Below are 25310 nucleotides of genomic sequence, written 5' to 3'. Positions count from 1 at the left end.
TTCTCGGCGAAGTCTTCACGCAATGGGCCAAGGCGGCCGGCATGGCGATCCAGTACATCCAGCCCGGAAAGCCCAACCAGAACGCCTACATCGAACGCTTCAACCGCACGCTGCGCAACGAACTGCTGGACCAGCACCTCTTTTCCAGGCTCGACGACGTCCGCGAAGCGGTCTACTGGTGGATGCTGGAATACAACGAGCAAAGACCCCATGACTCGCTCGGCGATCTCACGCCGATCGAGTACGCTCAAGCCGCCAGAAGCTCTGGGTTTGAACTGTCGCCTTGACGGGGAAGCTTACGGCACGAGGGCGATAGATAAGTGAGAGAGTTTCGGAAAGGCTAATTTGTAGATTTATCGGCGGCGTGAGTCTGCGGCTTTAATTGCTCAGATCACCCGCGGCGCGCCAGACGAGCAGCGCCGCAGCGATCAGCGCGACGACGGCGAAGGCCTGCTGCAGGCGCGGGCCGGCGATGCGATGCGCGACGAGGCGGCCGGCGACGAGGCCGAGCACGGCGCCGCCGGCGAACGGCGCGCCGAGCGCCCATTGCATCTGCCCGGACCAGGTGGCGCTGGCGACGCTGCCGATCGACACCAGTGCGATCACCGCGAGCGAGGTTGCGATGATGCTCTTGGTATCGAGATCGGTATTGCGGTTCAGCGCCGGCACGATGACGAAGCCGCCGCCGACGCCGAGCAGACCGGTCAGCAGGCCGGAGACCACGCCGGTGCCGGCCAGCGCGCGCGCGCAGGGCCGGGTCCAGTGCAGCCGCGAGTCGCGCGGGTCGACGACGCAGGGGCGCATGTTGCGCGGCTCCGGCGCGACGCCGGTGCGCAGATGCACGTGCGCCTGGCGCAGCATGCGCACGGCGACGTAGGCGAGCACGGCGGCGAAGGCGATCGCCAGTGGCGCGTTCGGCAGACGATGCGCGAGCCACTGGCCGGCCGGCGCGACGACGACGCCGAGCGTCGCGATCAGCGCCGCGGCGCGATAGCGGACGATGCCCTGACGCAGGCCCATGATCGCGCCGACGGCGGCCGACAGGCCGACGGCGAGCAGGCCGATCGGTGCCGCCGTGGTCATCGACAGGCCGAGCCCGAACACCAGCAGCGGCACGGAGAGAATGCCGCCGCCGGCGCCGGTCAGCGCCAGGATCAGTCCGACCACGGCGCCGAGCGCCGGCGGCAGCAGCAGGTGCTGCGGCATCAGCCGACCAGCTCCGGCTTGGCCAGCCACTCGCGGCCCTTGAGCATCGCTTCCCAGTACAGCGGCGGCAGGAGGCGTTCCTTCAGCAGCCAGGCGGCGCGCGTCGGCTTGCGGCCGTCGAGCAGCCAGGCCGGGAAGCTCGGTTTGAGCTTGCCGCCGTAGCCGAACTCGGCGAGCACGATCTTGCCGCGCTCGACGGTCAGCGGGCAGGAGCCGTAGCCGTCGTAGCGGCCGTTGAGCGGCTGGCCCTTGAGCGCGGCGATGACGTTGTGCGCGACGGTCGGCGCCTGCTTGCGCGCGGCGGCGGCGGTCTTGGCGTTCGGCATGTTGCCGGCGTCGCCGAGGCCGAAGATGTCGGCGTAGCGGCGGTGCTGCAGCGTCGCCGGATCGACGTCGATCCAGCCGGCGGCGTCGGCGAGCGGGCTGCTGCGGATGAAGTCCGGCGCCGTCTGCGGCGGCACGGCGTGCAGCATGTCGAACTCGCGCTCGACGGTTTCCTTGCTGCCGTCGGGCCGCGTGCGCGTGAAGCTCGCGATCTGACGCGGACCGTCGACCGCCGTCAGCGTGTGGCCGAAGCTGAGTTCGACCTCGTAGCGCCGGATGTATTCCATCAGCGCCGGCACGTAATCGGCGACGCCGAACAGCACGGCGCCGGCGTTGAGGAATTCGGTCTTGATCGCGCCCTGGCGGCCATGCCGGCGCCAGTGATCGCAGGACAGATACAGCGCCTTCTGCGGCGCGCCGGCGCATTTGATCGGCATCGGCGGCTGCGTGAACAGCGCGCGGCCGCGCTGCAGTTCCTGCACCAGCTTCCAGGTGTACGGCGCGAGATCGTAGCGATAGTTCGACGTGACGCCGTGGTGGCCGATGCTCTCGGCGAGACCGGGAATCGCCGTCCAGTCGAGCTTGAGGCCCGGGCAGACGACCAGCATCTCGTAGCGCACGACGCGGCAGCCTTCGAGGATCACCGCCTTGTTTGCGGGCTCGAAGCCGGCGACCGCGGCCTTGATCCAGTGCACGCCGCGCGGGATCAGCCGCGCCATGCTGCGCGCCGTCGTCTCCGGCCGGAACACGCCGGCGCCGACCAGCGTCCAGCCGGGCTGGTAGTAGTGCGTGTCGGCGGGGTCGATGATGGCGATGTCGAGCTTCGGGTCGCGCGCGAGCAGGCTCGAGGCGGTGGCGATGCCGGCGGCGCCGCCGCCGACGATCACGACCGTATGCCGCGCGTCGGTGCGGGTCGCGGCGCCGGCGCCGCAGCGGTTGAGACGCTCGCCGATCGCACCGAGGTCGTAGCCGGCCTCGTGCGCGCGCTGCACCAGCGTTTCGACCGGCTGCTGCCGCGCGGCCTGCGACAGCGCCCATAGCGTCGTCGAGCGCATGCCGGTGCGGCAGAAGGCGAGGATCGGTTTGTCTGCGGTCTCGAGCAGCGCGCCGAAGACCGCGGCGGTGTCGTCGTCGACGCGGCCGGAAACCACCGGCAGGTAATGCAGGCGCAAGCCGGCGGCGGTCGCCGCCTCGGCGAGTTCCTGGTGCGTCGGCTGGTCGGCGCCTTCGCCGTCCGGCCGGTTGCAGATCAGCGTGCGCACGCCCTGCGCGGCGATGGCCGGCAGGTCGGTGACCTGGATCTGGGCGGAGACGAAAAGGGTGTCGCTGAGGGCGCGGAGCTGCATGCGTCGGGGTCCCGGCTGTCGTGGTCTAGAGCGCGTCGAGCGGAATCTTCAGGTAGCGCACGCCGTTGTCCTCCGGCTCCGGCAGATGCCCGGCGCGCATGTTGACCTGCACCGACGGCAGGATCAGTACCGGCATCTGCAGCGTCGCGTCGCGCGTCGTGCGCATCGTCACGAAGGCGTCCTCGCTGATGCCGTCGCGCACGTGGATGTTGTGCGCGCGCTCCTCGGCGACGGTGGTCACGAAGCGCACCTCGCGGCCGTTCGGCTGGTAATCGTGGCACATGTAGAGGCGGGTGTCGGCCGGCAGGCTCAGCACCTTGTTGATCGAGCGGTACAGCGTGCGCGCGTCGCCGCCCGGGAAGTCGCAACGCGCGGTGCCATAGTCGGGCATGAACAGCGTGTCGCCGACGAAGGCGACGGTCTCGTCGCCGTCGCTGACCACGTAGGTCATGCAGGCCGGCGTGTGTCCCGGCGTGTGCAGGGCCTTGGCGCTGAGCGAGCCGATCTGGAAGGCGTCGCCGTCGTGGAACAGGTGATCGAACTGGCTGCCGTCGCGCGCGAAGCGGCTGTCGGCGTTGAACAGCTTGCCGAACACCTGCTGCACGGTGCGGATCTGGTCGCCGATCGCGATCTGGCCGCCGAGCTGCTGCTGAAGGTAGGCGGCGGCGGAGAGGTGATCGGCGTGCACGTGTGTTTCGAGCAGCCACTGCACGGTGCCGCCGAGTTCGCGCACGCGCGCGATCAGCGCGTCGGCGGAGCGCGTCGAGGTGCGGCCGGATTTCGGGTCGTAGTCGAGCACGCTGTCGACGATCGCGCATTGCTGCGTCGAGCGGTCGAAGACGATGTAGCTGACGGTCGAGGTCGCGGGATCAAAATGTCCCTCGACCATCAAGCGGGATTCGGTTGCCATCGCGGTCCTCCGACGCGAAACGGGATGACTGCCACCATCAAGCCGCGTGCCAGTCTCTCAGGGTTCTGGCCCATCTGTTTTTGCTGGAATTTCTGTAGGCTCGCGACGATGCGTCGGTCGGCAGCCGCCGCCAGATGACAGAAAGCGTGGCAGAAAATGGCAGCCTGTGGCAGGCTCGCCGCCGTCATGAGCACGCCTCCCGGAAGTTCTGCGCCGCTGCCGTCGCCCGATGCGCCGGCGGTGCAGGCGCTCGTTTCGTTCCTCGAGCACGAGGCGGCACCGTCGATCGTGCTCGATACCGAGTACCGCATCCTCGCCGCCAACACCGCCTACCAGCGGCAGTTCGGCGTCTCCGAACAGCAGGGCGTGCTCGGCCACAAGTGCTTCCGCGTCTCGCATCTCTACAGCGTGCCCTGCGATCTCGCCGGCGAGCACTGCCCGATGAAGCGGGCGCGCGAGACGCGGGCCCCGGACCGCGTGCTGCACGTGCATCACACGCCGCGCGGTCCCGAGCATGTCGACGTCGAGCTGCGGCCGATCCTCGATTCGCGCGGCGAGGTGGTCGCCTACGTCGAGCGCATGACCAGCCTGACGACGGCTTCGGCGCGGCCGAACGGCGGCGGTCTGGTCGGTCGCTCCGAAGCCTTCAACGCGGCGCTGGCGGCGATCCAGCGCGCCGCGCCGGCGTCGATCCCGGTGCTGCTGCAGGGCGAGTCCGGCACCGGCAAGGAGATGTTCGCGCGCGCGCTGCACGAAGCGAGTCCGCGCGCGCGCGGACCGCTGGTGATCGTCGACTGCACGGGCCTCAGCGAAACCTTGTTCGAGAGCGAGCTGTTCGGCCACGAGCGCGGCGCGTTCACCGGTGCCAACCAGCGCAAGATCGGCCTCGCCGAGACCGCGCACGGCGGCACCCTGTTCCTCGACGAGATCGGCGACGTGCCGCTGCCGATGCAGGTCAAGCTGCTGCGCCTGATCGAATCCGGCACATTCCGGCGCGTCGGCGGCGTCGACACGCTGCGCGCCGACTTCCGCCTGGTCGCCGCCACGCACAAGCCGCTGCGCGAGATGGTCGAGGCGCAGACCTTCCGCCAGGATCTGTACTACCGCATCAGCGCATTCCCGGTGCATCTGCCGTCGCTGCGCGAGCGGCGCGACGACATTCCGCTGCTGGTCGACAGCCTGCTGCGCCGCATCGGCGGCGGCCAGCGGCTGCGCATCGACGACGCGGCGCTGCAGGTCCTGCACGACTACGCGTTCCCCGGCAACGTCCGCGAGCTGCGCAACATTCTCGAGCGCGCGCGCCTGTTCGCCGATGACGGCACGATCCGCGTCCGCGATCTGCCGCCGGACGTGGTGCAGGCTCCGGCCGCGGTCGCGTCGGCCCGGCCGGGCGGAAGACGGCAGGCGTCGCGGCTTGCGCTGATGCGCGCACTGGCGACGTTCGACGGCACGCGCGGCGAGCTCGCCGCGCATCTGGGCATCAGCGAGCGCACGCTCTACCGACGGCTGCGCGGCCTGCAGGCGGACTGATCGGCGCGGCCTGCGCCGGGCGGCCTGGACACGCGTCGGCGACTGGGCATGACGGATGCGCGACAATCTGTCCAATTGCAATGCCGTGCCGAAAGCGCTGTTCTAGAAAGGATCGGAATTCTGCTGTCGCAGCTCCGGACAGGAGGTGCGGATTTGATTTCGATCATGGTGTCATCCCGTTCGAGGCGGCATGATCAAACGGGTTTTCGTTCCGATGCTGATCGCACGTGAAGTCCTTCCATCCACCGGTAGCCGCGATGCCCGCCCGACGCCTCGATGACAAGCGCCTGCTGCGCCACATCATCGTCATCGTCGTGCTCAAGCTCGTCGCGATCTTCGCGCTGTGGAGTCTGTTCGTGAACCATCAGCGTGTGACGGTCGACGGCGATCGTGCCGGCGAAACCCTGCTAGGCAGCGATCCGGCCGCCGCCCCTTCTTCTCCACCGAGCATCCGCCCATGATCAGTGAGCATCTCGTCGATTTGTCCCGCCTGCAGTTCGCTGCGACGGCGATGTACCACTTCCTCTTCGTGCCGCTCACGCTCGGCATGGTCTGGCTGCTCGTCATCATGGAGAGCGTCTACGTGATGACCGGCAAGGTCATCTACAAGGACATGACGCGCTTCTGGGGCAAGCTGTTCGGCATCAACTTCGCGCTCGGCGTGACGACCGGCATCACGCTGGAGTTCCAGTTCGGCACCAACTGGGCGTACTACTCGCACTACGTCGGCGACATCTTCGGCGCGCCGCTGGCGATCGAGGGCCTGATGGCCTTCTTCCTCGAGTCGACCTTCATCGGCCTGTTCTTCTTCGGCTGGGATCGCCTGTCCAAGCCGCAGCACCTGCTGGTCACGATCCTGATGGCGGTCGGCACCAATCTGTCGGCGCTGTGGATCCTGATCGCCAACGGCTGGATGCAGAACCCGGTCGGCGCCGAGTTCAACTTCGAGACCATGCGCATGGAGCTGACCGACTTCTGGGCGGTGGTCTTCAATCCGGACGCGCAGGCCAAGTTCGTGCACACGGTGTCGGCCGGCTACGTCACCGGCGCGATGTTCGTGCTGTCGGTGTCGGCCTGGTATCTGCTCAAGGGCCGCGACGTCGAGTTCGCCAAGCGCAGCTTCCGCATCGCCGCCGCGTTCGGCCTGGCTTCGGTGTGCTCGGTGATCGTGCTCGGTGACGAATCGGGTTACACGGTCGGCGAGGCGCAGCAGACCAAGATGGCGGCGCTCGAGGCGATGTGGGAGACCGAGCCGGCGCCGGCGCCGTTCAACCTCGTCGCCTGGCCGAACGAGGCCGAGCAGAAGAATGACTGGGCGGTGCAGATCCCGTGGGTCATGGGTCTGATCGGCACGCGCTCGATCAGCAAGGAAATCCCCGGCATCGCCGAGATCAAGGAAAAGAATCACCACCGCATCGTCTCCGGTATCGAGGCCGTCAAGGCGCTGGAGCGCCTGCGTGCCGATCGGAGCGACGCCGATGCGCGCGCCACGTTCGACGCGCACAAGGCCGATCTCGGCTTCGGTCTGCTGCTGCGCCGCTATACCGAGAACGTCGACAGCGCCACGCCGGAGATGATCGCCAAGGCGGTCGACAGCACCATTCCGCGCGTCACGCCGATGTTCTGGACGTTCCGCTTCATGGTCGGCATCGGCTTTCTGATGCTGGCGCTGTTCGCGGTCGCCGCCTGGTACACCGTCAAGGGCGAGTGCGCGCACAAGGAATGGCTGCTGAAGTGGGCGCTGTGGTCGCTGCCGCTGCCGTGGATCGCCTGCGAACTCGGCTGGTTCGTCGCCGAATACGGCCGCCAGCCGTGGACGATCTACGGCGTGCTGCCGACCCACCTGTCGGTGTCGACGCTGTCGGTGGAGAGCCTGTACGGCTCGCTGGCCGGCTTCATCGGTTTCTACACGGTGCTGCTCATCGTCGAGGTCTACCTGATGGTGCGCTTCGCGCGGCTCGGCCCGGGCAGCCTGGGCACCGGCCGCTACGACTCGGACGCCATCGCGCACTAAGGGAATTGCCATGTTCGACTACGAAACACTGAAACTGATCTGGTGGCTGCTGGTCGGCGTCCTGCTCGTCGGCTTCGCCATCATGGACGGCCATGACATGGGCGTCGGCACGCTGCTGCCCTTTGTCGGCCGCAGCGATATCGAGCGCCGCGTCGTCATCAACACGGTCGGCCCGCACTGGGACGGCAACCAGGTGTGGTTCATCACCGGCGGCGGCGCGATCTTCGCCGCCTGGCCGCTGATCTACGCCACTGCCTTCTCGGGCTTCTACTGGGCGATGCTGGCCGTGCTGTGGGCGCTGTTCTTCCGCCCGGTCGGCTTCGACTACCGCAGCAAGCTGCAGAATCCGACCTGGCGCCGCACCTGGGACTGGGGCCTGTTTGTCGGTGGCACGGTGCCGCCGATCATCTTCGGCGTGGCCTTCGGCAACCTGCTGCAGGGCGTGCCGTTCCACTTCAACTCGCTGCTCGTGCCGTACTACACCGGCAGCTTCTGGCAGCTGCTCAATCCGTTCGCGCTGCTGTGCGGCGTGGTGTCGAGCGCGATGCTGGTCTTTCACGGCGGCATCTATCTGGCGCACCGCACCGAGGAGCCGCTGGCGGCGCGCGCGCGCGCTGCAGTCTACGGCGCCGGCACGCTGATGCTGCTCGGCTTCGCGGCCGCCGGCTTCTGGGTCGCGCACCTCGACGGCTATGCGATCACCTCGACGATCGATCCGAACGCGCTGCCGAATCCGGCCGCCAAGGAAGTGGTGCGCCAGACCGGCGCGTGGCTGGCCAACTACGAGAAGGCGCCGCTGACCATGCTGGTACCGGCGCTGGCCTTCGCCGGCGGCCTGCTGGCGATGCTGCTGACGCGCGCGGGGCGTACCGGCCTGGCCTTCATCGCCTCGTCGCTCGCCATCGTCGGCGTGATCGGCACGGCCGGCGTGTCGATGTTCCCGTTCCTGATGCCGTCGTCGTCCGATCCGAATCACAGCCTCACGGTCTGGGACAGCGTCTCCAGCCACCTGACGCTGGGCATCATGCTGTGGGCCACGCTGATCTTCATGCCGCTGATCATCTTCTACACGAGCTGGGCCTACCGCGTGATGCGCGGCAAGGTCACCGTCGAGCGGATCAAGCGCGACGAACACAGCGCTTACTAAGGAGAAAGACACGATGTGGTATTTCGCGTGGGTGCTGGGTGTAGGTTTCGCGGTCCTGCTGGCGATCCTCAACGCCATGTGGGGTGAGAACGAGGAGGCGCGCCGCGAAGGCTCCGAGGAGCATTCGTGAGCGCCACGGGCGAGCCCGATCAGCCGCCGCGCCAGTCCTGGCTGGCGCTGGCGGTCGGGGTCGGATTGATGCTCGCCATCACCGCCTATCCGCGCCTGCTCGTTGACGCGCAGGGCAAGGCCGATCACTGGGCGGCGACGCTGGCCTGCTGGGCGATGGCGGCGGGCCTGACGCGCGGCGTCGGCTTCGTTCCGCGCCATCCGCTGCCGCGCTGGCTGCTGTCCGGCTGGGCCTGCGCCGCCGCGCTCGCCGCGGTGGCGCTGCGCCTCGGCGGCGGCGCGCTGCGCGGCGCGCTCGGCTGAAACAGCGGCACCGCCACGGCGCCGCTGCGTCTCGCGTGCCGCGCGGCACGCCGCTTTCTCCATCGTTTCTTCTGCCGATATCGTCCGGCCCGGGGCCGGCGCCGCAGTCGCCGCCGCCTCGCGATCGCCGTCGCGGCGCGCGCCTCTCGTCCTTTCGGATGATCTGACTGGCGGCTGGCGCTGATAAACGTCAGCGGATACGCGCGCCGGCGTATCGCTGCTCCCTGACGTTCGCTGCGACGCGGCGGCGACGACCGGCGCGCTCGCTGCTTGCGGAGGAGAAACGTCAATGCCGGCAATCCTTGCCCGTCGCACGGCGCGCGCGCGCGCGGCCGCGATGCCGCCGTCGTCCGCCGTCGCCATCGGCGGCGAGCGGCAGGCCTTCCTCGACCGGCTGCTCAGCGCGGTCTACGACGGGCCGCTGGAGACGCCGCCGCTGCAGACGGCGATGGAGATGCTGCGCGAGCAGCTCGGCGCGCTGCACGTGACGCTGATCATGCGGCCGCCGTCGCCGGTGCATGCCGGCGTGATGGTGCACACCGGGCAGATCACGCTCGAAAGCCAGCGCTCCTACCAGACGCACTTCTTCGCGGTCGATCCCTTCGTCGGCCTGCCGGAAGGCGAGGCCGTCACGCCCGAGGACTTCGTCGGCCGGCCGTGGCGCAGCAGCGCGGTCTACCAGGATTACCTGCGGCCGCTCGGCATCCGCCATCTGATGGGCACCGACATCTATTCGCGCGACGGCCTCGAATGCCGTCTGCGCGCGACGCGCGCCTCGGATGCGCCGCCGTTCGGTGCCGACGACAAGGCGCTGCTGCGCCTGATCGCGCCGCACGTGAAGCGCTCGATTCGCCTGCACGCGCGGCTCGATGCGCTGGAATGCGAGCGCGCGCTGTTCGCCGGCTCGGTCAATCGCATGGCGCTCGGGGTCGTCAGCCTCGACCAGGAAGGCGCGCTGCTCGATCTCAATCCGGAAGCGCGCCGCATCCTCGACGCGCGCGACGGCATCGCCGCCGCCGCGCACGAGCTGTCGCTCGAGCACGGCGCCGAGCGGCGCCAGTTCCAGCAGTTGCTGCGCAGCGCGCTGCGCGGCGCGACGGTGGCTGGCGGCGGCCTGCGTGCCGAAGCGATGTCGGTGACGCGCCCGTCGGGCCGTGCCCGCCTGAGCCTGCTGGTGCGGCCGATCCCGCCCGGGCCGTTCTCGGAAAGCCGGCGGCGTCCGGCGGTCGCCGTGTTCCTGCGCGATCCGGAGGCCGGCGCCGCGCCCTCGGCGCTGGACCTCGCGCGTCGCCTGTTCGGCTTCACGCAGGCCGAGGCGACGCTGGCGCTGCTGCTGACCGCCGGCCACACCCTCGACGACAGCGCCGCGCAACTCGGCATCGGCCGCAACACCGCGCGCACGCATCTGCAGGCGGTGTTCGGCAAGACCGGCGTCACGCGGCAGGCGGCGCTCGTGCGCCTGCTGCACCAGAGCGTGCTCGGCCTGAGCTGAGGGCGGCGGCCGGCGCCGGATGGGCGCGAGACGCGGGTCCGCGCGTCGGACGCGGGACATGCCGCCGTTCGCGAAGCCCCCGGGCGGCTCCCGCCGCCGGCCGCGACACGCACTTCGGAGCTGTTTGCCGACGGCGCCTGAGGACAAGTCCTCAGCGGTCTGCGCGCTGATGCGGCGCGGCGCCGTCCGTTCCTGTGCGTCGGCTGGCTGATTGTTGCCAAGGCGGAAAGCGGCCATGTTTTGGCGTTGACGCAATTCGGTCACGAAACCGACACTCGATGCGTCCGGATTCGGTCAGCGAATCCCGCGGTGCGCTTCGTCAGGGCGAAGCCATCGCGCGTCATCCACGCCATGCCGGCGCGCCGCCGGCAACGGCTTCAGGGGAAACCGATGCGTACTTCCGTGCCCGCCTTCATCGGCGCGCTGCTGCTGGCGCTGGCCGCGCGTGATCTGGGCGCTGCGCCCGCCAATTTCGATGCCGCTGCGACGGCGATCGACGCCCGGCGTGCTGCGCAGGCGGTGGCGCGGCGCAGCGTCGCGACGATCGCGCCGCAGGCGCTGCCCGGCCGCCACGGCTTCCCGTCGCACTACGATGCCGCGCTCGGCGGCTCGACTTTCCTGTGGGTCGAGCGGGGCGCGGTGTCCGAGCGCCTCGCGCCGCTCAGGCCGGCGCTGCAGGCCGAGGCCGCGGCGCGGCGCGTGCTGCAGACACAGCGCACGCTGCTCGGCGTGAGCCGGGCGAGCGTCGACGCGGCGCGGCTCGCCGAGCTGCACGATACCGGCCGCGGCCCGCTGGTGGCGCGCTTCCGGCAGATGCACGACGGCATCGAGGTGTTCGCGCGCAGCTTCAACGTCCTGCTCGATCGCGAACTGCGGCCGCTGGCGGTGTCCGGCTACTTCGCCGTGACGCCCGCCGCCGACGGCGCTGCGCGCGCCGCGTTCGCGCTCGACGCTCCGCAGGCGATCGCCGCCGCGTACGCCGACCTCACCGGCGAGCCCCTGACGCAGTCGCTGCAGGCCGGCGCCGAGCGCGGCGGCTACCGTCTCTTCGCGCCCGCCGGCCGCGCCGCCGGCGCCTGGCATCTGGTCGAGACGCCGCGCAGCAAGCCCGTCTATTACGCCGGCCGCGACGCCGCCGGCCGCGAGCGGCTGGAGCCCGCGCACTACGTCGACCTGCGCGCGGCGAGCGCCGACGGCGGCGAGCGCCGCGCCTACGGCTACGTGATCTCGGCCCGCGACGGCCGCGTGCTGCAGCGCAAGGACCAGACCGCCGACCTCGCCGCGAGCTATCGCGTCTGGGCCGACGCCGAGGGCATCCGCCAGCCATACGACGGTCCGCTCGGCAACGGTTTCGTTCCGGCGACGGTGCGCGATCCGGCGCAGGCGCCGCCGCGCGCGCCGGCGGCGACGCAGCTCGTCACGCTCGCGCACGGGCCGATCAGCACCCAGGACCCGTGGCTCGACGACGGCGCCACGCAGACCGTCGGCAACAACGTCGACGCCTATCTGGATATCGCCGGCATCGACGGCTACGACCCGCTGCTCGGCGATCTGCGCGCGACGATGACCGCGCCCGGCGTGTTCGACTATCCGCTCGTCGCAGACGGCGATCCGCGCAGCAGCGTCGCGCGCAACGGCGCCGTGCTCAATCTCTTCTATGTCACCAACTGGCTGCACGACTTCTGGTACGACCACGGCTTCGGCGAGGCGGCCGGCAACGCGCAGCGCCGCAACTACGGGCGCGGCGGCCTCGAGGACGATGCGATGTTCGCGCAGGGCCAGGATTTCGGCGGCCGCAACAACGCCAACATGTCGACGCCGCCGGATGGCTATCCGCCGCGCATGCAGATGTATCTCTGGGACGGCCCGGTCAGCGGCGCGCTGACGGTCCTCGTCCCGGAAGGACTCGGCAGCTTCGCGTTCGGCGTCGCCGAGTTCGGTCCGAAGCAGTTCGCCGTCGACGGCGAACTCGCGCCGGTCGACGACGGCAGCGGCAACGCCGGCGACGGCTGCGAAGCGCCGTTCGCCAACGCCGCCGAGGTCGCCGGCCGCATCGCGCTGATCGACCGTGGCGGCTGCGATTTCGTCGTCAAGACCGCCAACGCCCAGGCCGCCGGCGCGACCGCGGTGCTGATCGCCGACAACCAGGACGCGACCGCTCCGCTCGGCCTCGCCGGGCAGGACGCCAGCGTCACGATCGGCACGCTGGCGATCCTCAAGCGCGACGGCGCGCGCCTGCGCGAGGCGCTGGCGCAGGGCGCGGTGACGCTGCACGTGCAGCGCGACGCGTCCACCGACTACGACGGCACGCTCGACACCGGCATCATCGCCCACGAATTCTTCCACTACGTCAGCAACCGCCTGGTCGGTGACGGCAACGGCCTGATCAACCGCCAGGGCGTGGCGATGGGCGAGGGCTGGAGCGACTTCTCGACGCTGCTGCTGTCGGTGCGCGCCGAGGACCGCCTCGTCGCCGGCAACGACCACTATCAGGGACCGTACGGCGCCGCGCTCTACGTCAGCGCCAGCACCTACTTCGGTCTGCGCCGCGCGCCGTATTCGACCGACCTGACGGTCTATCCGATGACGTTCCGGCACATCGCCAAGGGCGAGCCGCTGCCGGACACGGCGCCGATCGCCGGCGCCACCGACGGCGCCGACAACAACGAAGTGCATGCGGCCGGTGAGATCTGGGCCAACACGCTGTGGGAGTTCTACGCGGCGTTGCTCAACGATCCGCGCTACAGCTTCGAGCAGGCGCGCGCGCGCATGCAGGACTACGTGATCGCCGGCCTGAAGATGACGCCGGTCGCGCCGACCTATCTCGAGGCGCGCGACGCGCTGCTCGCCGCGGTCGCGGCGACCGACGAGGCCGACTTCCGGCTCGCCGCCGCGGCCTTCGCCAAGCGCGGCATGGGCGTCGGCGCGATCGCCCCGGACCGCTGGAGCGACGACCTGACCGGCGTGCACGAGAGCAACATCGCCGACGCCGGCAGCTTCGAGATCAGCGCGGCGAGCGTCGACTACGCCTACGACGACGGCGTCGCCGGCTACTGCACCGCCGACGGCGTGCTCGACGCCGGCGAGACCGCGGCGCTGACGCTGCGCATCCGCGGCTATGGCACGCGCACGATCAACGAGCCGGTCGTCGCCCAGCTCAGCAGCGACGCCGACCTGAGTTTCGCCAACGGCGGCCGCATCGTCTTCAATCCGCCGCTGGCCAGCGGCGACGAGATGAGCGCGACCACGACCTTCAGGCTCGAGCGCGCCGGCGTCGGCCAGCCGATGCGGCTGACGATCGCCTTCGCGCCGGTCGGCGAGGACGCCGGCGCGGTGCTGGAGCCGCAGCCGCTGACGCAGGCCAGCTTCGTCAATTTCGACGCGCAGCCGCACGCGCGCGCCGACGATGTCGAGACCGGCGCGGCGACGCAGGTCGACTGGCAGGTCGCGGCGCTGCCGCTCGGCATGCCCGGCTGGGCGGTGCGCGAGGCCGGCGACGGCAATCACCTGTGGATGGCGCCGGACCATGCGAGCGGCTCGGATCTGACGCTGACCTCGCCGTGGCTGGAGGTCGAGGACGGCGCCGAGTTCACGATGAGTTTCGATCACTGGTTCCGCCTCGAATATGCCGGCGAGCAGGACGGCCAGCAGTACGGCTACGACGGCGCCGTCATCGAGCTCAGCACCAACGGCACCGACTTCTACAACGTCGCCAACCTCGACAGCCATTTCGTCGAAGGCGGCTACAACGGTCTGGCGCTGGTGTTCGAGCCCAACTTCGGCGTGCCGGCCTTCATCGGCGAGCTGAACCCGCAGCAGCAGCTCGCGCACAGCGTGCTGAGTCTCGGCTATTCGTTCGGCGGCCGGCGCGTGAAGCTGCGTTTCCGCCTCGCCAGCGACGGCGTGATCGGCGATACCGGCTGGATGATCGACAACGTTGCGTTCGCCGGTATCCGCAACCTGCCGTTCAGCCGCATCGTCGCCAACGCCACGGCCTGCGACGCGCGCCCGCCGCACGCCGACGCCGGTCCCGACCAGAGCGTCGACGCGCGCAGCGGCGGCGCGCCGACCGTGGTGCAGCTCGCCGGCGCGGCGCGCGATCAGGACGGCGTCGACACGCTGACGGTCGGCTGGGTGCAGACCGACGGGCCGCAGGTCGCGCTGAGCGCTGCCGACACGACGGCGCCGCGCTTCCAGGCGCCGGACGTCGATGCGCCGACCGTGCTGCGCTTCCGCATCACGGTCAGCGACGGCACGCGCGTTGCCGAGGACAGCGTCGCCGTCACCGTGCGCCCGGCCGCGGCCAGCGGCGGCAAGGGCGGCGGCGGCGCCCTGCAGCCGCTGTGGCTGCTGACGCTGCTGCTGCTCGGCGCGGCACGTCGCTGGCGCGGCCGTCCGGCCGTCCACATCCATCGTCTCCGGAATCGTTCGATGAAACTCAGGACCGCGCGCGTGCCCGCGCTGCTCGTCGTCGTGCTGGGCCTGCTCGTCGCGCCCGCCGCGCAGGCCACCACCGTCAGCAGGATCGAGCTGCCGCCGCCGTATCTGCGCGCCGATCCGGCGCAGGCGCGCGCCGACGAGGCGCCGGCCGGCGTGCTCGTCAAGCTCCGGCAGGCGCCGTCCGGCGCGGCCAAGCTGGCGCGGCTGGCGGGTCCGGCGCGCGCCGCGGCGACGTTCGCCGCGCTGCCGGCGGCGACGCGCGAGCGCCTCGCGCAGACCGGTCTGCGGCCGCGCGCCGCCTATCCCGGCCTCGGCCTGCTGCTGCTCGACGGGCTCCCGGCCGGCGGCCAGGCGGCGCTCGCCAAGACCATCGACGCGCTCTATCGCAGCGGCGCGGTCGAGTATGCGGTGCCCGATTACGCACGCCGCCCGCAGGCGGCGCGCTATCCGGATGACACCTTTTTCTCGTGGCAATGGGGCCTCGACGACGTCGCCCAGTATCAGCCGCTGGTCAGCCTCTGGGGCCTCGGCGACCGCGACATCAACGCCCCGGAAGCGTGGAGCGTGCGCACCGACGGCAGCGCAGTGGTGGTGGCCGTCGTCGACAGCGGCATCGACTACTACAACCCGGACTTCATGCCGAACCTCTGGCGCAACCCGGGCGAGATGGCCGACAACGGCGTCGACGACGACGGCAACGGCTACGTCGACGACGTCTACGGTATCGCGCCGGTCTACGGCAGCGGCGATCCGTACGACGACAACTCGCACGGCAGCCTGGTGAGCGGCATCGTCGGCGCGGTCGGCAACAACGGCCTCGACTCGGCCGGCGTCGCCTGGCAGGCGCAGCTGATGGCGCTGAAGGTGCTCAACGCGCGCGGCTTCATCAACGATTCTTCCGTGATCGAGGCGATCGACTACGTCGTGCGCACCAAGCAGGCGCTCGGCCTGCCGCGCGTGGTGCTGAACCTCAGCTTCGGCGGCGACGCCGACAGCCCGGCGCTGCACGATGCGATCGCCGCCGCCGAGGCGGCCGGAATCCTTGTCGTCGCCGCCGCCGGCAACGACAGCCGCGACATCGACTACCGGCCGTCCTATCCGGCCGCCGATCCGTCCGATGCGGTGCTCGCGGTCGGCGCCGCGGCGACCAGCTATACCGGCGTCGCCGGCTTCAGCAACTTCGGCTGCGGCACGGTCGACGTGCTCGCGCCCGGCGAATGGATCCTCGGGCCATATCCCGGCGGGCTCGCCATCAGCAGCGGCACTTCGCAGGCGGCGGCGATCGTTTCCGGCATCGCCGCGCTGGTCTGGTCGCAGAACCCGGACGCGCCGTGGCAGGACATCAAGAGCGCCATCCTGTCGAGCAGCAAGCCGCTGCCCGATCTCAAGGGCGCATCGATCGCGCAGGGCCTGGTGCGCGCTGACGCCGCGCTCGCCTACACGACGGCGACGCCGGCGGTGTGGAAGCTGTCGTCGACCGCGGCCCGGCCCGGCGCCACGGTGACGCTGCACGGGCGGCACTTCGGGGCGATGCCGGGCAGCGTGCGTCTGCGCCGCGACGGCGGCGATACGGCGCTGACCGTGCAGGCCTGGAGCGACGATGCGGTCACCGCGATGCTGCCGGCGACGCTCGACTACGGCGCCGGCGACCTGATCCTCGCCACCGCGGCCGGCGTCGATTCGGCGCAGACCTGTTTCACGGTGTCCGATCGGGCGACCCCGGTCGCCAGTGCCGCGGTGCCGCGCACCGGCGCGACCGTGCAGGCGAGTGGCGAGCAGGTCTGGGTGTTCGGCGGCCTCACGCCGTACGGCACGACGGCGCTGACCGAGCGCTTCGACGCGGTCAGCGAAACGCCGTACGTCGACACCCGCTGGCTGATGCCGCACGCCGTGCACGACGCCGGCAGCGCGCAGATCGACGGCAGGATCTACGTGGTCGGCGGCTTCGACGCCGACGGCATCGCCACCGCGCACTTGCAGATCTTCGATCCCGCCAGCGGCAGCTGGAGCACCGGTCCGGATCTGCCGGCCGCGCTCGGCGAGGTGGCGGTCGCCGCCGGCGGCGGCCGGCTCTACGTCTTCGGCGGCACGCCGCAGTGGCAGCAGCAGCCGACCGGCGCCGAGATCGTCGCCACGACCTATGTCTACGATCCCGCCGCACGGCGCTGGACGCAGGGCGCGGCGATGCCGGTCGCGGCCTACGGCCGCGCCGCGGTGCTGGCGCCGGCGGGCGACGCGATCGTCGTGCTCGGCGGCTACGGCGAAGGCGCGCAGCCCGGCACGCGTGTCGACCGCTACGACTTCAGGAACGACCGCTGGACGGCGGGCCCGGCGCTGGCCGCGCCGCGCGCACGCGCTGCGCCGCTGGTCTATCGCGACGCGGTCTATCTGCTGCACGGCGACGGCGCGCCGAGCCCCTTCGGCGTGCCGATGGGCTATCGCAACGGCGCGCTGTACGCCGACGGGCAGTGGCGCGAGGCGATGAGCGGCAGCATCGACCTGATCGCGCCGGCGGCGGCCGTGGTCGGCGACCGTGCCTACGTGTTCGGCGGCCAGACGCTGGTCGTGATCGGCGGCATCTATTACTACGACGCCTCGCCCCAGGTGTATCGCTTCGCGCTCGCCGCGCGTGCGGCGGTCGATGCGCCGCCGGCGCGTTCGGGCGGCGGCGCGCTGACCCTGCTGGGTCTGCTGCCGCTGCTGCTGGCCGGCCTGCGCCGGCACGGCGCCCGCGGCGTCGCGCTGGCGCTCGCCGCGCTCGGCCTGCTGCCGTTCGCCGCACAGGCCGCGGCGGCCGACGAGTTTCGCGTGCCGCTGCGCAACGATCTCGCGCTCGATCGCGTCATCGTCCGCTTCAAGGACGTGCCGCTCGCCCGGCAGGCGTCCGCCGCCAGTGCCCGGGCCCAGGCGCAGCGCCTCGGCACGCGTCTGCCGCCGGCGCTGCGCGCCGCGCTCGCGCAGGCCGGCGCGACGCCGCTGAAAGCGTCGGCGCGCACCGGACTGGTGACGCTGAAGACGCGGCGGCCGGTCGGCGAGACGATCGAGGCGCTGTACCGCAGCGGCATGGTCGAGTTCGCCGCGCCCGATTTCCGGCGGCGCGCGCAGGGCCTGCTGCCGAACGATCCGTACTTCGCCGTGCAGTGGACGCTGCACAACATCGGCCAGGTGGTGAACTACGCGTCCGGTCTCGACGATCGCGACCTCAACGCGCCCGAGGGCTGGAGCGTGCGCACCCTGGCCGCGGACGTGGTGGTCGCCGTGCTCGACTCCGGCATCGACTACGGCCACGAGGATCTCGCCGAGAACATCTGGGTGCATCCGGGCGAGATCGCCGGCAACGGCGTCGACGACGACGGCAACGGCTACGTCGACGACGTGCACGGCATCGACACCGTCGACGACGACAGCGATCCGGCCGACGGCGGCGTGCACGGCACCGCGGTCGCCGGCGCGATCGGCGCGGTCGGCAACAACGGGCTCGGCGGCGCCGGCGTCGCCTGGCGCGTGCAGATGCTGCCGCTGCGCATCGTCGACCAGCTGTTCCTGGCGGCCGATTCCGACGCGGTCGAGGCGATCGACTACCTCATCGACCTCAAGCAGCGCCTGCAGCTGTCGCGCGTCATCATCAATGCGTCGTGGGGCGATCCGACCAACAGTCCGGCGCTGCACGAGGCGTTCAAGGCGGCGACCGACGCCGGCATCCTCGTCGTCGCCGCGGCCGGCAACTACAGCATGGATTCGGACAAGGCGCCGCAGTATCCGGCCAACTACGATCTCGACGGCATCGTCGCCGCCGGCGCCACCGCGCCGGATCTGGAAGGGCCGGACTACACCAGCAACTACGGCTGCGGCGCGGTCGATCTGTTCGTGACGAGCGAAGACGCGACGACCACCTTCCCGGGCAACAGCTACGGCTACTTCGGCGGCACTTCGGTCGCCGCCGCCGAACTCAGCGGCATCGCCGCGCTGGTCTGGGCGCAGTATCCGCAGGCGCCGATGCTCGACATCAAGAGCGCCCTGCTCAACGGTGCGAAGCCGCTCGCCGATCTGCGCGGCAAGGCGGTCACCGAGGGCATCGCGCGTCTCGACGCCGCGCTGGCGGCCGGCGCCGGGCGCGCCGCGCTGTGGGGCGCGAGCCCGCTGGCGGTCGGCCCCGGCCAGACCGTGCAGCTGCGCGGTTACCGCTTCGGCGACGCGCGCGGCACGGTCGCGTTCGAACGCGACGACGGCACGCGCGTGGCGCTGGCGGTGCAGAGCTGGAGCGGCGGGCGCATCGCGGCCGTCGTGCCGGAGAGCGCCGCCTACGGCAGCGGTCGCCTGGTGGTGGAGACCGCGGCCGGCGCGTCGACCAACGCCGCCTGCTTCGCGATCGCCGAACGGCCGGTGCGCGTCGGCGAGATGGCGGTGCCGCGTTCCGACGCCGCCTACGCACAGATCGGCGAGCAGCTGTGGATCGTCGGCGGCACGACGTACTACGGCGGCACCGGCGCCGTCGAGCGCTTCGATACGCGCGCGCAGACCTCGGTGTTCGACAGCGCCTGGACGATGCCGCGCGCGGTGACGGCGATGCGCGCCGCGGCGATCGGCGAGAAGCTCTATGTGGTCGGCGGCATGGACGCGCAGTATCAGGCGGTCGACGCGCTGCAGATCTTCGATACGGTGACCGGCCAGTGGTCGGAAGGCGCGCCGCTGCCGGAGGGGCTGATCTATCCGGCGGTCGCGGCGGTCGGCGGCAAGCTGCTCGTCGCCGGCGGCAACCGCCGCCTGTTCCCGCCCGAGCTGCAGGACGACATTTCGGCGCAGACCTACGTCTACGATCCGGCCGCCGACGCGTGGAGCGCCGGCGCGCCGCTCGCCCAGGCGGTCGCCAACGCCGGCATCGATGTCGATCCGGACAGCGGCACGGTGCGTCTGCTCGGTGGCTACCTGATGAACTACGACTACGACAGCTTCCCGCCGACCGCGCTCGTGCAGCGGCTCGCGCCGGCCGGCGCGGCATGGACGGCCGACGACGTGCCGATGCTGCGCGCGCGCCACGGCATGGGCGTGCTGCGCCACGACGGACACCTGTACGCGCTGCACGGCGTCGGCGATCCGGCCGCCGCCGGCTGGGACGACGGCGAGCTGTTCGACGGCAGCGCCTGGAGCGTCGCCGTGCATAACGCGCGGCACCTGACGATGCCGGCGGTCGGCCGCGGACAGACGCGGGGTTACATCGCCGGTGGCTACGATCCGAACTACGGCGGCATGGCGCCGATCTGGGCGTTCGAACTGGCCGGCACCCCGAACGAGGCGGAGCCGCCGCCCGCCGCGCACGGCGGCGGCGGTGCGCTCGGCCTGAGCCTGCTCGCGCCGCTGCTGCTCGGCGCCTGGCGCCGTCGGCGCCGCTGAGACGCTGGCGCCGCGCGCCGCCTTTGCCGATGATCCCGGCCGGGATCGAGGCAAAGGCGGGGCAGGCGGCGCATGAAGAAGATGGAGGGCGATCGGACTTCGCGCGGCGAGACGCGCGGCGACGCGGCCCGCCTGCTCGAAGGCGTCGGCCTGACGCTGCCCGAGCAGCAGGCGTACCGCGCGCTGCTGCGTCAGCCCGGCAGCTGCCTCACCGATCTGGCGCGCGCGCTCGGCATTGCGCAGCGCCGCGTGCAGCGCCTGCTCACGGACCTGGAACTCAAGGGCCTGGTCACGCACTCGCCGGAGCGCGTGCGCCGCTACCTGCCGACGCCGCCGGACATCGCCGTCGAGGCGCTGATCCTGCACCGGCAGGAGGAACTGCAGCGCACACGGCTGGCGATCGCCGGGCTGCAGGAGGAGATGCAGAAGTCGGCGGCCGCCGCGCCGCGCGAGCAGCAGATCGTCGAGATGCTCGCCGGTCCGGCCTCGGCGCAGTCCTATCAGCAGATGCAGCGCAGCGCGCAGTCCGAAATGCTGTGTCTGGTGCGGCCGCCGTTCCTGTCGTCGTCGCCGAACCGCGTCGACGAGCTGCGGCTGGCCGCGACCCGGCGCGGCGTGAAGTACCGCAACATCTACGATCCGGCCGTGCTCGAACTGCCGGGCTGGCTCGCCGAGGCGCGGCGCAGCATCGAGGCCGGCGAGGACGTGCGCGTGCTGTCGAACCTGCCGGGCAAGCTGATCATCGCCGACCGTCGCATCGGCCTGCTGCCGCTGAACCTGCAGCAGCCGGACGGGCCGGTGCTGCTGGTGCGGCCGTCGTCGCTGCTCGATGCGCTGTGCGAGCTGTTCGAGATGATGTGGCAGCGTGCCGCGCCGATCTCGTTCACACGCCACGGCGAGCTGCAGATCGACAGCGCCGAGGCCGGCAACGCCGAGACCGACCGCCTCGTCGCCTTGCTCGCCGCTGGCCTCAACGACAAGGCGATCACGCACGAACTCGGCATTTCGGCGCGCACCCTGCATCGCCGGCTGATGGCGCTCGAGGCCGCGCTCAACGCCCGCACGCGCTTCCAGGCCGGCTGGCAGGCGGCGCTGCGCACCTTCGGTCTGCGCGAGCCGCCGCGCTGAGCTACGGCACGTCGCCGGCGGCGATCGCGGTACGCGCCTGGGCGCGGCGCTGGTGCTGCGCGAACAGGCCGGTCATCGCCGCGTTGAACGCCGGCAGATCGTCCGGCTTGCGGCTGGTGACGAGCGTGCCGTCGACCACCACCGCTTCGTCGACCCACTCGCCGCCGGCATTGCGCAGATCGGTCTTCAGCGACGGCCAGGACGTCAGCCGGCGGCCGTCGACGGCGCCGGCCTCGATCAGCAGCCACGGCGCGTGGCAGATCGCCGCGACCGGCTTGCCATTGGCGAAGAAGTCCTTCACGAAGCTGACCGCGCGCGGCTCGGTGCGCAGCGTGTCGGCGTTCAGCACGCCGCCCGGCAGCACCAGGCCGTCGTAGCGCGACGGGCTGGCGGCGTGCAGGTCGAGATCGACCGCCACCTCGTCGCCCCACTCGTGGCGGCGCCAGCCGCGCAGCGTGCCGAGATGCGGCGCGACGATCTCGACCGTCGCGCCGGCCGCCAGCAGCGCGCGTTTCGGCTCCATCAGCTCCGACTGCTCGAAGCCGTCGGTGGCGAGAATCGCGAAGGTCTTGCCGTGCAGGCCGCCCTTTTCGAGCGCCCGTGCCCCGGATGACTTGCGGCCGTGCGTGGCGGACGCGGTGCGGCGGCGGCTCTCCTCGGCGGTGCCGCCCCAGGCAGGTGCATCGCTGGCGGGAAAGGTATTTTCGAGTTCGCGGTCGAGCTCGGCGTCGGCTATGCGGTTTCGGGTGTTCATCGACGTTCCTCCGTGCGGGGCAGTGGAACCGATGCGAGGCAGACCGGCGCGCGGGGCCTCGCGCGGGCGGCGCCACCGGCGCCGACCAGACGGCCGTACCGGGGCGTCTCTTCCTTGGGCAACATCCGGTGCCGAAAGTTCGCGTTTCGTCGTGCGCGGCGGCCGTGAAAGCGTGGCGCATGGCGTAAAATCGCGCGCCATGAATTCCTTTGTCCTGCTCATCGTCTGCCTGACGCTGGGCATTCTCGTCGCGCGCTACGCGCGGCCGCCGATCGGGCTCGCCGCCGGCCTCAACTGGTGGCTGATCAACGTGGCGCTGCCGGCGATGATCCTGGAGCTGATCCCGCGCGTGCATTTCGACCGGCACCTGATCTATCTGGTGCTGTCGCAGTGGCTGGTGTTCGGGCTCGCCTGGGTGCTGTTCGATCGGCTCGGCCGCCGCCTGAACTGGTCGCGCGAGCGCATCGGTGCGCTGATCCTGGTCGCCGGCCTCGGCAATACCTCGTTCATCGGCTATCCGCTGGTCGAGGCGCTGCGCGGCCGCGACGGCCTCGCACTTGCCGTCGTCGCCGATCAGGGCGGCTGCTTCATCGCGCTCGCCGCCGGCGGCATCATCGTCGCCTCGCTGTACGCCGGGCAGCGGCCGCAGGCCGCGCAGATCGTCCGGCGCTTGGCGTTCTTCCCGCCGTTCATCGCGCTGGTCGTGGCGATCGTGGTCAGCATGCTCGGCCAGTGGCCGGAGATGATCGAGTCGGTGCTGGCGCGCATCGCACAGACGCTGACGCCGATCGCGCTGTTCGTCGTCGGCCTGCGTTTCCATCTGCATCTGGGCCGCGACCGCGTCACCGCGGTCGGCCTCGGCGCCGCCTACAAGCTGCTGCTGATCCCGGCGATCGTGTTCGGCCTCGGCCTGCTGTTCGGCGTGCGCGGCCTGCCGCTGACGATCGCCGTGCTCGAGGCGGCGATGGCGCCGATGGTCTCGGCGGCGATCCTCGCCGACCAGCACAACCTCGATCCGCCGGTCGCCAACACGCTGCTCGGCGTCGGCACCCTGCTCGGTTTCGTCACCGTGCCCTTGTGGAACTGGGCGCTCGGCTGAGCGCGCGCGCCTGGTGCCTCGACACTCCTGACGGCATGCTGGCAGCAGCGCTGCGCCAGCATGTGCGTGCCGCTGCGACGGCACCCCACTTCAGGAGAGCGCGATGAAGAAGACCTATCACGGCAGCTGTCACTGCGGCGCCGTCCGCTTCGAGGCCGACATCGATCTCGGCGCCGGCACCGGCCGCTGCAATTGCTCGATCTGCACGAAGACCCGCAACTGGAGCGCGATCATCAAGCCGGACGCTTTTCGCCTGCTGGCCGGCGAAGACGCGCTGAGTGACTACCAGTTCGGCACGAACAGCGCGCATCACCTGTTCTGCCGGCATTGCGGCGTGCGCTCGTTCGGGCGCGGCCACATCGAGCAGATCGGCGGCGATTACGTCTCGGTGCAGCTCGGCGCGCTCGACGATGTCACGGCCGAGGAACTGATCGCCGCGCCGATCCGGTACGCCGATGGCCGCCACAATCGCTGGTCGGAGACGCCGGCCGAGACGCGGCATCTCTGAGGCGCGACGTCCTCAGGCCAGCGTCGCGAACAGATCGTAGTCGTCGGCGTCGACGACTTTCACCTTGATGCGCTGGCCGGGCATCGCCTTGAGCTTGCCGCTCGTGCCCAGACCCTTGATGTAGACCTTGCCGTCGATCTCCGGCGCGTCGGCCCAGGAGCGGCCGACGCTGGCGGCGTCGTCGTGGATCTCGTCGACCAACACTTCGATGGTCTGGCCGATCTTGTCCTGGAGTTTCGCGGCGCTGATCGCCTGCTGCTTCTCCATGAAGCGGTGGTAGCGCTCTTCCTTGACCTCGTCGGGCACCTGGCCGGGCAGCGCGTTCGCCGTCGCGCCGTCGACCGGCGAGTAGCGGAAGCAGCCGACGCGATCGAGCTGCGCCTCGTCGAGCCAGTCGAGCAAAAGCTCGAAGTCCTTTTCGGTCTCGCCGGGGAAGCCGACGATGAAGGTGCTGCGGATGGTCAGGTCCGGGCAGATCTTGCGCCAGGCGTGGATGCGTTCGAGCGTGTCCTCGGCGGCGGCCGGGCGCTTCATCGCCTTCAGCACTTTCGGCGAGGCGTGCTGGAACGGCACGTCGAGGTAGGGCAGCACCTTGCGCTCGGCCATCAGCGGCATGATCTGATCGACGTGCGGATACGGATAAACGTAGTGCAGGCGCACCCAGGCGCCGAGCTCGGACAGGCCGTTGCAGAGGCCGAGCAGGCGCGTTTCGTATTCCTGGTCGCGCCAGCGGCCCTTGGCGTACTTGAGGTCCGCGCCGTAGGCCGAGGTGTCCTGCGAGATGACGAGCAGTTCCTGCACGCCGGACTTCACCAGCTTCTCGGCTTCGAGCAGCACCTCGCCGACCGGCCGCGACGCGAGCTTGCCGCGCATCGACGGGATGATGCAGAAGCTGCACTTGTGATTGCAGCCTTCGGAAATCTTCAGATACGCGTAGTGCTTCGGCGTCAGCTTGATGCCCTGCGGCGGCAGCAGGTCGAAGAACGGATCGTGCGCCGGCGGCACCGCGGCGTGCACCGCGTTCATCACCGACACGTAGTCCTGCGGGCCGCTGATCGACAAGAGGTCCGGGAATTTCTCGCGGACGATGCTGCTCTTCGGGCCGGCGCCGAGGCAGCCGGTGACGACGACCTTGCCGTTCTCCGCCATCGCCTCGCCGATCGCGTCGAGCGATTCGGCGACCGCGTCGTCGATGAAGCCGCAGGTGTTGACGACGACCACGTCGGCGGCGTCGTAGGTCGGCGTCGTCTCATAACCCTCGGCGCGCAGCTGCGTGAGGATGCGCTCCGAATCGACCAGCGCCTTCGGGCAGCCGAGCGAGACGAAGCCGACTTTCGGGGCGGCGGGCTTCTGGGAAGCGCCGGCGCGGCGGCGGGCGGGGGCGGTGCGGGCCATGGACAGCGGCGGGTGGACGGCGAGGGGCGCGTAGTTTAGGGGTTCCGGGACGCTGCCGCTGCGCCGTCCGGCGGCTCGTCTGTCGGCCGGCTGTCGCGCGCCCGTCCCGGCCTTCTTCAAAACGTCCCGGGTTTTTCATCGTCGGCGACTAGCGTGCGAGGGATCGTTTTTTCCTCACCAACCCAGCACGACGG

Annotated in this window: 17 protein-coding genes; 12 read left to right on the top strand and 5 right to left on the bottom strand. The window is 70.8% G+C overall.

Annotated features, from left to right (window positions below):
- Positions 1-287, top strand: a 287-nt coding sequence (locus H149_RS0117000; protein ID WP_020650976.1) for an integrase core domain-containing protein, incomplete at its 5' end; no start/stop codon positions are given.
- 91 nt (positions 288-378) lie between these two features.
- Here H149_RS0117000 and H149_RS0116995 read toward each other — a convergent pair.
- Genes H149_RS0116995 through H149_RS0116985 form a run of 3 tightly spaced genes read right to left on the bottom strand, consistent with a single transcriptional unit; the run spans position 379 to position 3786 of the window.
- Positions 379-1206 carry a sulfite exporter TauE/SafE family protein gene (locus H149_RS0116995; protein ID WP_020650975.1) on the bottom strand — a complete coding sequence of 276 codons (828 nt, stop codon included), beginning with the start codon at positions 1204-1206 and terminating at the stop codon, positions 379-381.
- Positions 1206-2876 (bottom strand): bifunctional protein tyrosine phosphatase family protein/NAD(P)/FAD-dependent oxidoreductase, encoded by a 1671-nt coding sequence (locus H149_RS0116990; RefSeq protein WP_020650974.1) that lies wholly within the window; start codon positions 2874-2876, stop codon positions 1206-1208. The genes H149_RS0116995 and H149_RS0116990 overlap by 1 nt, the downstream gene beginning before the upstream one ends.
- A gap of 25 nt (positions 2877-2901) precedes the next feature.
- Positions 2902-3786 carry an MBL fold metallo-hydrolase gene (locus tag H149_RS0116985; protein WP_020650973.1) on the bottom strand — a complete coding sequence of 295 codons (885 nt, stop codon included), beginning with the start codon at positions 3784-3786 and terminating at the stop codon, positions 2902-2904.
- A gap of 186 nt (positions 3787-3972) precedes the next feature.
- On the opposite strand from H149_RS0116985, the gene H149_RS0116980 reads away from it, so the two are divergent.
- The 9 genes from H149_RS0116980 to H149_RS0116940 all read left to right on the top strand — a co-directional run bounded on the left by H149_RS0116980 (position 3973) and on the right by H149_RS0116940 (position 21360).
- Complete coding sequence (locus H149_RS0116980) at positions 3973-5316, top strand: sigma-54 interaction domain-containing protein (RefSeq protein WP_039749329.1); 1344 nt, start codon at positions 3973-3975, stop codon at positions 5314-5316.
- Between the two features lie 257 nt (positions 5317-5573).
- Positions 5574-5777: a cytochrome oxidase putative small subunit CydP gene (cydP, locus tag H149_RS0116975; protein WP_020650971.1), complete on the top strand. Its 204-nt coding sequence runs from the start codon at positions 5574-5576 to the stop codon at positions 5775-5777.
- Positions 5774-7330, top strand: a complete 1557-nt coding sequence (locus H149_RS0116970) for a cytochrome ubiquinol oxidase subunit I (RefSeq protein ID WP_020650970.1) — start codon at positions 5774-5776, stop codon at positions 7328-7330. Before cydP ends, H149_RS0116970 begins: the two co-directional genes overlap by 4 nt.
- 10 nt (positions 7331-7340) lie before the next feature.
- Positions 7341-8477: a cytochrome d ubiquinol oxidase subunit II gene (gene cydB, locus H149_RS0116965; protein WP_020650969.1), complete on the top strand. Its 1137-nt coding sequence runs from the start codon at positions 7341-7343 to the stop codon at positions 8475-8477.
- Positions 8478-8490: 13 nt separating this feature from the next.
- A complete protein-coding gene (gene cydX / locus H149_RS22900; protein WP_020650968.1) occupies positions 8491-8607 on the top strand; it encodes a cytochrome bd-I oxidase subunit CydX in 117 nt (38 codons plus the stop codon).
- The gene (locus H149_RS0116955) at positions 8604-8909 is read left to right on the top strand and encodes a cyd operon YbgE family protein (protein ID WP_020650967.1); all 306 of its coding nucleotides are present in this window, start codon (positions 8604-8606) and stop codon (positions 8907-8909) included. The genes cydX and H149_RS0116955 overlap by 4 nt, the downstream gene beginning before the upstream one ends.
- Before the next feature lie 289 nt (positions 8910-9198).
- Positions 9199-10401, top strand: coding sequence for a helix-turn-helix transcriptional regulator (locus H149_RS0116950; RefSeq protein ID WP_020650966.1), 1203 nt, complete (start codon positions 9199-9201; stop codon positions 10399-10401).
- 390 nt (positions 10402-10791) lie between these two features.
- Positions 10792-20232 carry a S8 family serine peptidase gene (locus tag H149_RS24255; RefSeq protein WP_020650965.1) on the top strand — a complete coding sequence of 3147 codons (9441 nt, stop codon included), beginning with the start codon at positions 10792-10794 and terminating at the stop codon, positions 20230-20232.
- Positions 20233-20304: 72 nt separating this feature from the next.
- Positions 20305-21360: a helix-turn-helix domain-containing protein gene (locus H149_RS0116940; protein ID WP_020650964.1), complete on the top strand. Its 1056-nt coding sequence runs from the start codon at positions 20305-20307 to the stop codon at positions 21358-21360.
- Position 21361: 1 nt separating this feature from the next.
- Here H149_RS0116940 and H149_RS21485 read toward each other — a convergent pair whose 3' ends face one another.
- Complete coding sequence (locus tag H149_RS21485) at positions 21362-21940, bottom strand: type 1 glutamine amidotransferase domain-containing protein (RefSeq protein WP_039749341.1); 579 nt, start codon at positions 21938-21940, stop codon at positions 21362-21364.
- Positions 21941-22313: 373 nt separating this feature from the next.
- Between H149_RS21485 and H149_RS0116930 the strand changes: the two genes are divergently transcribed.
- Together H149_RS0116930 and H149_RS0116925 are read left to right on the top strand one after the other, a co-directional pair.
- Positions 22314-23213: an AEC family transporter gene (locus tag H149_RS0116930; protein ID WP_020650962.1), complete on the top strand. Its 900-nt coding sequence runs from the start codon at positions 22314-22316 to the stop codon at positions 23211-23213.
- A 103-nt stretch (positions 23214-23316) separates the two neighbouring features.
- Entirely contained in the window at positions 23317-23721 is a 405-nt protein-coding gene (locus H149_RS0116925; RefSeq protein ID WP_020650961.1) for a GFA family protein, read from the top strand.
- A 12-nt stretch (positions 23722-23733) separates the two neighbouring features.
- Here H149_RS0116925 and rimO read toward each other — a convergent pair whose 3' ends face one another.
- On the bottom strand, positions 23734-25116 hold the full coding sequence (gene rimO, locus H149_RS0116920) for a 30S ribosomal protein S12 methylthiotransferase RimO (RefSeq protein WP_020650960.1): 1383 nt from the start codon (positions 25114-25116) through the stop codon (positions 23734-23736).
- Between the last annotated feature and the right edge of the window lie 194 nt (positions 25117-25310).

Origin of the sequence: Solimonas variicoloris DSM 15731 (genome assembly GCF_000382285.1) — a bacterium.
GTDB classification, from domain to species: Bacteria; Pseudomonadota; Gammaproteobacteria; order Nevskiales; family Nevskiaceae; genus Solimonas; species Solimonas variicoloris.
Note: the sequence above shows the minus strand (reverse complement) of the source record. Positions and strands in the feature narration are given on the sequence as shown.

Excerpts from the sequence above, each read along its gene's own strand:
- H149_RS0116925 (WP_020650961.1), top strand. The coding sequence starts at position 23,317 with ATGAAGAAGACCTATCACGGCAGCTGTCACTGCGGCGCCGTCCGCTTC.
- H149_RS0116950 (WP_020650966.1), top strand. The coding sequence starts at position 9,199 with ATGCCGGCAATCCTTGCCCGTCGCACGGCGCGCGCGCGCGCGGCCGCG.
- H149_RS0116995 (WP_020650975.1), bottom strand. The coding sequence starts at position 1,206 with ATGCCGCAGCACCTGCTGCTGCCGCCGGCGCTCGGCGCCGTGGTCGGA.
- rimO (WP_020650960.1), bottom strand. The coding sequence starts at position 25,116 with ATGGCCCGCACCGCCCCCGCCCGCCGCCGCGCCGGCGCTTCCCAGAAG.
- H149_RS24255 (WP_020650965.1), top strand. The coding sequence starts at position 10,792 with ATGCGTACTTCCGTGCCCGCCTTCATCGGCGCGCTGCTGCTGGCGCTG.
- H149_RS0116980 (WP_039749329.1), top strand. The coding sequence starts at position 3,973 with ATGAGCACGCCTCCCGGAAGTTCTGCGCCGCTGCCGTCGCCCGATGCG.
- cydB (WP_020650969.1), top strand. The coding sequence starts at position 7,341 with ATGTTCGACTACGAAACACTGAAACTGATCTGGTGGCTGCTGGTCGGC.
- H149_RS0116930 (WP_020650962.1), top strand. The coding sequence starts at position 22,314 with ATGAATTCCTTTGTCCTGCTCATCGTCTGCCTGACGCTGGGCATTCTC.
- H149_RS0116985 (WP_020650973.1), bottom strand. The coding sequence starts at position 3,786 with ATGGCAACCGAATCCCGCTTGATGGTCGAGGGACATTTTGATCCCGCG.
- H149_RS0116940 (WP_020650964.1), top strand. The coding sequence starts at position 20,305 with ATGAAGAAGATGGAGGGCGATCGGACTTCGCGCGGCGAGACGCGCGGC.
- cydX (WP_020650968.1), top strand. The coding sequence starts at position 8,491 with ATGTGGTATTTCGCGTGGGTGCTGGGTGTAGGTTTCGCGGTCCTGCTG.
- cydP (WP_020650971.1), top strand. The coding sequence starts at position 5,574 with ATGCCCGCCCGACGCCTCGATGACAAGCGCCTGCTGCGCCACATCATC.
- H149_RS0116990 (WP_020650974.1), bottom strand. The coding sequence starts at position 2,876 with ATGCAGCTCCGCGCCCTCAGCGACACCCTTTTCGTCTCCGCCCAGATC.
- H149_RS0116970 (WP_020650970.1), top strand. The coding sequence starts at position 5,774 with ATGATCAGTGAGCATCTCGTCGATTTGTCCCGCCTGCAGTTCGCTGCG.